Origin of the sequence: Inquilinus sp. (assembly GCF_039594555.1) — a bacterium.
In the GTDB taxonomy this organism is placed as follows: domain Bacteria; phylum Pseudomonadota; class Alphaproteobacteria; order DSM-16000; family Inquilinaceae; genus Inquilinus.
This window is the reverse complement of record NZ_JBCNNF010000337.1, coordinates 1-7,582: the sequence shown is the minus strand read 5'-3', so window position 1 is coordinate 7,582 and position 7,582 is coordinate 1. Positions and strand designations below refer to the sequence as shown.

The 7,582-nt window shown below is 70.3% G+C and carries 7 protein-coding genes; 1 reads left to right on the top strand and 6 read right to left on the bottom strand.

From position 1 onward, the window contains the following. Together ABDW35_RS27515 and ABDW35_RS27510 are read right to left on the bottom strand one after the other, a co-directional pair. Positions 1-581, bottom strand: a 581-nt coding sequence (locus tag ABDW35_RS27515) for an ABC transporter permease (protein ID WP_343717049.1), incomplete at its 3' end; no start/stop codon positions are given. 35 nt (positions 582-616) lie between these two features. Next, on the bottom strand, positions 617-2,533 hold the full coding sequence (locus tag ABDW35_RS27510) for an ABC transporter substrate-binding protein (RefSeq protein WP_343717048.1): 1,917 nt from the start codon (positions 2,531-2,533) through the stop codon (positions 617-619). 146 nt (positions 2,534-2,679) lie between these two features. Here ABDW35_RS27510 and ABDW35_RS27505 point away from each other — a divergent pair, with 146 nt between their 5' ends. Next, positions 2,680-3,708, top strand: a complete 1,029-nt coding sequence (locus tag ABDW35_RS27505) for a LacI family DNA-binding transcriptional regulator (RefSeq protein WP_343717047.1) — start codon at positions 2,680-2,682, stop codon at positions 3,706-3,708. A gap of 203 nt (positions 3,709-3,911) precedes the next feature. Here ABDW35_RS27505 and ABDW35_RS27500 read toward each other — a convergent pair whose 3' ends face one another. From ABDW35_RS27500 to ABDW35_RS27485, 4 genes are all read right to left on the bottom strand, one after another. After that, positions 3,912-5,195, bottom strand: coding sequence for an aspartate aminotransferase family protein (locus tag ABDW35_RS27500; protein ID WP_343717046.1), 1,284 nt, complete (start codon positions 5,193-5,195; stop codon positions 3,912-3,914). Further along, positions 5,188-6,213, bottom strand: a complete 1,026-nt coding sequence (locus ABDW35_RS27495) for a phosphotransferase (RefSeq protein WP_343717045.1) — start codon at positions 6,211-6,213, stop codon at positions 5,188-5,190. Before ABDW35_RS27495 ends, ABDW35_RS27500 begins: the two co-directional genes overlap by 8 nt. Continuing rightward, positions 6,213-7,244: a histone deacetylase family protein gene (locus tag ABDW35_RS27490; RefSeq protein WP_343717044.1), complete on the bottom strand. Its 1,032-nt coding sequence runs from the start codon at positions 7,242-7,244 to the stop codon at positions 6,213-6,215. The genes ABDW35_RS27495 and ABDW35_RS27490 overlap by 1 nt, the downstream gene beginning before the upstream one ends. 139 nt (positions 7,245-7,383) lie before the next feature. Next, a partial coding sequence (locus tag ABDW35_RS27485; protein WP_343717043.1) for a hypothetical protein occupies positions 7,384-7,582 on the bottom strand: 199 nt, incomplete at its 5' end.

Below are 7,582 nucleotides of genomic sequence, written 5' to 3'. Positions count from 1 at the left end.
TGCCCCGCCAGGTCGGCGACCTTGCCCCAGCTCCACGGCGCATTGATGTATTCGGCCGAGAAGAAGCCGCCGACATCGGCGCCGAAGCTGCGCGACAGCACGAACATCAGCACCAGGGCCAGGAGGAAGCTGGGGATGGCGAGGCCGAGGAAGCTGAGGAAGGTGACGACATAATCGAGCGACGAATAGCGCCGCACCGCGCTGTAGATGCCGATCGGCAGCGACACCGCCCAGGTGACCAGCAGGGTGATGAAGGACAGCAGCAGCGTCATGCCCATGCGGTCCCACAGCAGCGAGGCGACCGGCCGGTTCCAGTCGAAGGACTGGCCGAAATCGCCCGCGAAGACGATGTTGGAGATCCAGCGCCAGTACTGCACGTACCAGGGCTGGCCGAGGCCGTACTGAGCCCGCATCGACTCCAGCATCGCCGTGTCGACCGACCCGCCCTGCTCGGAATAGCGGGCGACGTAGCTGGTCAGGAAGTCGCCCGGCGGCAGCTGGATGACGATGAACACGACCACCGAGACCGCGGCCAGCGTCACGGCCATGTAGATCAGGCGGCGCAGCAGGAAGCGAAGCATCGCGGCCTCGGTGTCGTTGCGGGGCGGAGGGCCGGCTATTCGTAGAAGTAGGTTTCCGGGTTGGTCGGCCCCGGCGTCATGTAGAAGACGGTGTCCGGCATCTCCTCGGGCACGTTCTTCATGTTGGTCTTCACGACGCCGTAGTTGTCCGGCGCCATCACCGTGCCGATCACCCAGAACTGGTCGCGGGTGATGGCGAGCAGCTTCTTCATCACCTCGATCTGGCGGGCCGTGGTCGGCTGCGCCTTCAGCTGCTCATACAGCTCCTGCTGCTCGCGCGCCGGACCGGTCGGCTCGATCGCGTTCGGGTCCTTCGGGCTCTGGTACCAGATGCCCCAGGCCGAGGCGAAGGCCGACTGGTTCTCGTAGGGGAAGTACCATTTCGGGTCGAGCAGCCCGAGGAAGTCGTAGCCGCCGCCGCCCAGCCAGACCAGGCCCTGCTGGTCGTTGGCCAGCTGGCGAGCGAAGGCGAAGGAGGATTCGATTGCCTTCACCTGCATGTCGATGCCGACATCGCGCCAGTATTTGCGGACCAGCTCCAGCGCGTCGACGTGATACTTGCGTGAGGCCAGGGCGTCGATGGCGAAGGAGATGCGCTTGCCGTCGGGGCCGAGGCGGAAGCCGTCGCCGTCCTTCTTGTCGAAGCCGGCGGCGTCGAGCAGCTGGTTGGCCTTGGCCGGGTCGTACGCGGTGTACTGCGTCGCCATGGTCTCGTCATACAGCGCCATATCCGGCCGCGGCGCCGCTTGGTAGGGCCGCGACAGCCCGGCATAGATCAGTTCGTTCAGCTCATCGCGGTTGATGGCGTAGGACAGGGCGATGCGGAAGTCGCGGTTCTGGAACACCTTCTGCAGGTTCGGGTCCTTCACCGTCTGGTTCAGGCAGATCAGCATCGAGTTGGAATAGGCCGGACGGGCGCGGACCAGGCGGTAGTTGCCCTGCTCCCGGTGCTGCGCCAGCACCGCCTGGTTCTCGATGCCGTCGAGGCCGTAGGCCTGCATGTCGAGGTCGCCGTTGATCGCCTTCAGCAGCAGCCCCTGGCTGTCGCCGACCACGTCATAGGTGACCCGGTCGATATAGGGCAGCTGGTTGCCCTCCGGATCGACCTTGAAGAAATACGGGTTGCGCTCGGCCACCACCTGGCTGGTGCCGCTGTAGCCGACGGTCAGCACCCAGGGGTCGAGCACCGGCCGGCCGACATCGCGCCAGCGGCTGCCGTTCTGGTAGACGGTCCGGTTCTGGAACAGCGTCGTCCAGTTCGGCACGCCGGCCGCCTTGACCAGCGCGTCGATGCCGTCCGGGTTGTACTTCTTGTGGAACTGCTTGAGGTAGTGGGCCGGCGATGCGGCCAGGATCTCGGAGCCGAGTTGCGTCGCCATCGCCGGCAGGAACAGGCCGTTCGGCGCCGCGAAGGTGAAGCGGACGGTCTCTGCATCGACCTTCTCCGCCGTCACCGGCTTGCCGCCGGCCCGCAGCCAGCGCGGCACCGACGGCGTCAGCTCCTGGTTCATCAGCACGTCCTGATACCAGAACATGATGTCGTCGGCGGTGAAGGGCTGGCCGTCCGACCACTTCATCCCCTTGCGCAGATGGAAGGTGAAGACGGTGGCGTCGTCGTTGACGTCGACGGATTCGGCGGCGTCGGGCACCACGTCGGTCCATTCCGGGTTCCACCGCACCAGGCGGGTGTAGCCGATGGTGCGGTCCATCAGGCTGTCGCCGCCGCCGACCACCGCCTGCCGCCAGGTGCCGCCGTATTTGCCGACCTTCTCCAGCGGCTTCACCACCAGCGGATGCTCCGGCAGCCGCTGCGCCACCGGCGGCAGCTTGCCGGCCGACACCTCGGCGGCCAGGGCCGGCGCCTCGTGATAGTCGGCGGCCGTCGCCGCCCCGGCGAACAGCAGCATCGAGATCAAGGCCGCGCCCCACAGCGCGCGCGTTCCGGCGCCCATCCTGAGTCCTCCCTCTGAGTTGGTCTTCGACCTTATGTCCGACTCAATATCGTTAACGTTAACGTCCGTCAATGGCGCTTGCCGACCAAGGAAATTCTACGTATTGGAATCGAATGGATCCTTCTCCTCGCCAGAGATAAGCGAGAGTGACAGTTAGCGATAACACCTCCCGCAGCCTGAAGCCCCTGCCCCGCGGCGCCACCTTGGCGGATGTGGCGGCGGCGGCCGGCGTGTCGACCATGACGGCGTCGCGGGTGATGAACGGCCGCGGCGGCGCCAGCGAGGAGACGCGGGCCCGGGTGCTGGCGGCCGCCGCCAGCCTGGCGTACCGGCCGAACACCTTCGCCAAGGGGCTGAAGGGCGACCGGTCCTACACCATCGGCATCGTGGTGCCGGACATCGGCAACCCGTTCTTCCCGGAGGTGATCAAGGGTGCCGAGCTGGCGGCCCGTGCCCGTGGCTTCACCCTGCTGACCTGTAACGTGGTGGAGGACCCGGAGCGCGAGGCCGAGGTGCTGGCGACGCTGCTGGACCGCCGGGTCGACGGCGTCATCGTCTGCAGCGCCCGCCTTGAGGACAGGCGGCTGCAGCAGGCGATCGAGCAGCACCGCGCCGCGGTGCTGATCAACCGGCCGATGCCGCGCCGGGTGGCGGGCACGATCGAGATCGACTTCCGCACCGGGCTGGCGGAGGCGACGCGGCGGCTGATCGCGCGCGGCCGGCGGCGCATCGCCTATATCGGCGGCCCGCCGACCTCCTACAGCGGCCGGATGCGCCGCGCCGGCATCCTCGACGCCCTGGCCGAGCACGGGCTGGAACTGGTGGCGGAGGAGGCAGCGACGCCGGACCTGGAGGGCGGCATCGCCGCCGCCCTGCGGCTGTTCGGCAAGGGGGCACAGATCGACGCGGTGATCTGCTACAATGACCTAATCGCGATCGGCACCCTGTCGGTGCTCCGCGACGCCGGGCTGGCGGTGCCGGGCGACATCGCGGTGCTGGGCTGCGACGACATCCTGGCCGCCCGGCTGGTCAACCCGCCCTTGTCGACCATCCATGTCGCCAAGCAGGACCTGGGCGACGCCGCCATGCGCATGCTGATCGACCGGATCGAGGGCCGCAGCCTGCAGCATTCGATCGTGATCGAGCCCGAGCTGGTCGAGCGCGGGACGACGTAGGAGCAGGCCTTGCCGAGGAACGGCAGGGCCCGTTCCTCACCGTCATTGCGAGGAGGCGAAGCCGACGAAGCAATCCATCGTTCCGTACGAGCGGCACCATGGATTGCTTCGCTACGCTCGCAATGACGGTGTGGGGAATTCTGAAAGGATCTTGCAAGCGGGAGAGGCAATCTCTCCCGACTCTCTTCAGCAGCCTCCGAGGGCTACGACACCCCGTCCGGATCGGCCAGCGTGCGGTCCAGCGCGTCGACCAGGATCTCGGCGTGCTCGCGGGCGAAGACCAGCGGCGGGCGCAGCTTCAGGACGTTGCCGTTGCGGCCGCAGCTGCTGACCAGCACCCGCCGGCGGCGCAGCCCGTTGACCACGCGGGCGGCCAGCGCGCCGTCCGGCTCGCGTGTCGCCCGGTCGCGCACCAGCTCGACCCCGAGGAACAGCCCGGCGCCGCGGATGTCGCCGATGGCGGAATGCCGATTGGCCAGCGCCCGCAAGGCCTCGGCGAGGAAGGCGCCGGTGTCGCGGGCGTTGGCGACCAGGCCCTCGCCTTCGATCACGTCGAGCACCGCCATGCCGACCGCGGCCGAGACCGGGTTGCCGCCGAAGGTGTTGAAGTAGCGGGTGCGGCGGCCGAACTCGGCCAGCACCTCCGGCCGCGCCGCCATGCCGGCGATCGGGTGGCCGTCGCCCATCGGCTTGCCCATGGTGACCATGTCGGGGACGACGCCGTGCCGGGCGAAGCCCCACATGCCGCCGGTGCGGCCGAAACCGGGCTGCACCTCGTCGGCGATCACCAGGCCGCCCGCCGCCCGCATCGCCGCCGCGGCCGGGGCCAGGAAGCCCGGCGGGTCGGCGAAGACGCCGTCGCTGGAGAAGATGGTGTCGACCAGCAGCGCCGCCGGCACGATGCCGGCCTGCCGCATGTCCTCGATCGCCGCGGTCACCCGGGCGGCGAAGGCCGCGCTGACATCGCCGTCGCCGCGATAGGCGTCCGGCGCCGCGACCAGCCGGACATGGTCGCCGATCCGCACCGCGCTGCCGAGGGAGGGCGACATCTCGGCCAGCGCCACGGTGACGCCGTGATAGGCCCAGTCGGTGACGATCACGCCAGTGCCGCCGGTGACGGCGCGCGCCACCCGCAGGGCCAGGTCGTTCGCCTCGCTGCCGGTGCAGGTGAACATCACATGGCCGATCTCCGGCGGGAAGGTCGCCAGCAGCCGCTCGGCATAGTCGAGCACCCCCTCGGAGAGATAGCGGGTGTGGGTGTTCAGCACCGCCGCCTGCCGCGCCAGGGCGGCGACGACATGCGGATGGCAATGCCCGACCGAGGCGACGTTGTTGTAGGCGTCGAGATAACGTTCGCCGTCCGCGTCCTGCAGCCACACGCCCTCGCCGCGCACGACATGCAGCGGCTCGTCGTAGAACAGGCGGTAGGCCGGCCCGAGCAGCCGGTCGCGGCGGGCGCGCAGGGCGGCGGTACGGTCGTCAACCATGGGAGTTCTCCCGGCAGATCCGGTGCAGGCGGTCGGCGGCGGCCTGGCGGTCGAGGCCGGCAAGGCGGTGCAGCCGCGCCCAGGCGGTCTGGTTGTTGCGCAGGATATAGGCCCGGTTCTCCGGATGGCGGCGGGCGCGCCAGGCACCGACGACCACGATCATCATCAGCCGGGTCGCCATCAGGTCGGCGAGCAGGCCGATCTCCTCCGGCCGCAGCGGCATTGCGGCATGGTAGCCGGCGATCAAGTCGCCGGCCGGGCCCAGCGGGTCGTCGTCGTCCGCCAAGTGATAGGCCGCGGCAACGGCGACGTCGGTGGCCAGCACGGTGCGCACCGCATCGCCGAAATCGATCAGCCCGGTGACCGTGTCGGGATCGGCGGGATCGACCAGGATGTTGCTCGGGTTGGCGTCGGCATGGACCATCTGCCGGCGCAGCCCAGCCAGGGCTGGCGCCACCACCCCGTCGAAGCGGTCGAGATAGGCCCTGGCGAGCGCCCGCCGCTCCGGATCCTCGATGTCGCCCAGCAGGTCGCGCAGCCGGCCCGCCCCGGCCATGTCCCAGATCAGCTCATGCGCCTCGGCCGGGTGGCGGAACTCGGCCAGCGCCGCGGCGATGCGGCCGACCAGGTTGCCGATCCGCCGGCGCTGCAGCGGTGAGCGCGCGGCGACCGATGCCAGCGGCGCCCCGTCGAGGAAGGACAGCAGCCGCGCCACGCGCCGGGTGCCGTCGCGCTCCAGCTCGATCTCCGCTACGCCGTCCCGCGCCGGCAGGATCCGCGGCACCGGCAGATCCGGGTCCACCCGCCCCAGATGCTGCAGGATCGCGGTCTGCAGATGCGTCACCTGCCGCTCCTCGGCGGGGTCGGAGACCTTCAGCAGCACGCGCCGTCCGGCCGAATCCTCGATCCGGAAATTCTGGTCGCGCTCGCTGCTCAGCGCCTCGGCGCGCCCCGCGATGCCGTAATGGGCACGGACCAGCCGCTCGGCGTCCTCCGGCGAGAGATGCCCCGCCGCCATCAGCCGGAGAAGCCGTCGAAGAAGCGCGCCAGCAGCCCACCCAGCTTGTCCACGGCGTAGCCGCCCTCCTGGATGATCGCGGCCGGCTTGCCGAGGCCGCGGATCGCCGCGCCGGCCCGGGCGAAGCCGTCCTCGGTCACCTGCAGCGCCGCCAGCGGCTCGTCCTTCGAGGCGTCGAAGCCGAGGCTGACCACCACGGCGTCGACCCCGGCCCGGCCGACGGCCGCCACCGCCTGGTCGACCGCCGCGAGCCAGCCCTCGTCGCCGGTGCCGAGGGCGAGCGGCAGGTTGAGGTTGGCGCCCTCCCCCGCCCCGCCGCCGGTCTCGCCTTGATGGCCGACATACCAGGGGTAATAGCGGTTCGGATCGCCGTGGACGGAGGCGACGAAGACATCCGGCCGGTCCCAGAAGATGCCCTGGGTGCCGTTGCCGTGATGGGCGTCGATGTCGATCACCGCCACGCGCGCGGCGCCGCGGTCGCGCAGCCGCTGCGCCGCCACCGCCGCATTGTTCAGGTAGCAGTGGCCGCCGGCCCGGGCGGCATAGGTGTGGTGCCCCGGCGGGCGGGCCAGCGCATAGGCGGCGCGGCCGGACGCTGCCTCATCGGCCGCGGCGACGGCGCAGGACGCGGCGGCGACGGAAGCGGCCCAGGTCTGCGGCCCGATCGGGCAGGAGGTGTCGGCCGTGTACCAGCCGAGCCTGCCGACGATGGTGCCGGACGGCCTGGCGCCCTGGGCCAGCATCTCCGGGCTCGGATGGATGTTCGCCACCAGCTCCGGGCCGTGGTCGGGCAGCGCCGACCACTCCGCCCAGGCCTGCTCCAGGAAGTCGAGATAGTCGGGCGTATGGACCGACTGAAGCGCGGCGCGGTCGGCGGGCGGCGGCTCGACCACCTCAAGCCGCATGTCGCGCACCGCGGCCAGCAGCGCCTCGGCCCGGGCCGGCACCTCGAAGTTGCGGCGCAGCTGGCCGCGCTGCAGGAAGAATTGCGGCGCGTGGCTGCGCTGGATGTCGTTCCAGAAGACCTTCATCTCACCGTCCCGTTCGTCGAAGGACTCCGCGACGGCTTCGGCCGCCGCGGAGTCGCCGCCGCATCGTGCCGGGACTGACGGCGATCGACCACGGGAATCTGCCGGGGAGGCCCGCGCCCGAGCCTCCCTCCTCCGACCGCTACAGCACGAAGTCGGCGGCTGTCAGCGCATGGTCGGCGGTGACGTTGATGGCGAAATCCGGCGCCTTGTCGCCATTGGCGTCGACATAGACCACCTGGATCGACCCCGCCGTCACCACCCGCAGCTCGCCCGCCGTGCCGGTGAAGGCGCCGGTGCCGAAGGTGAAGGCGGTGTCGCCGTTCTCGGCATTGCCGTCG

Coding starts and splice junctions, on each gene's coding strand:
- ABDW35_RS27510 (WP_343717048.1), bottom strand. CDS start 2,533: ATGGGCGCCGGAACGCGCGCGCTGTGGGGCGCGGCCTTGATCTCGATG.
- ABDW35_RS27500 (WP_343717046.1), bottom strand. CDS start 5,195: ATGGTTGACGACCGTACCGCCGCCCTGCGCGCCCGCCGCGACCGGCTG.
- ABDW35_RS27495 (WP_343717045.1), bottom strand. CDS start 6,213: ATGGCGGCGGGGCATCTCTCGCCGGAGGACGCCGAGCGGCTGGTCCGT.
- ABDW35_RS27490 (WP_343717044.1), bottom strand. CDS start 7,244: ATGAAGGTCTTCTGGAACGACATCCAGCGCAGCCACGCGCCGCAATTC.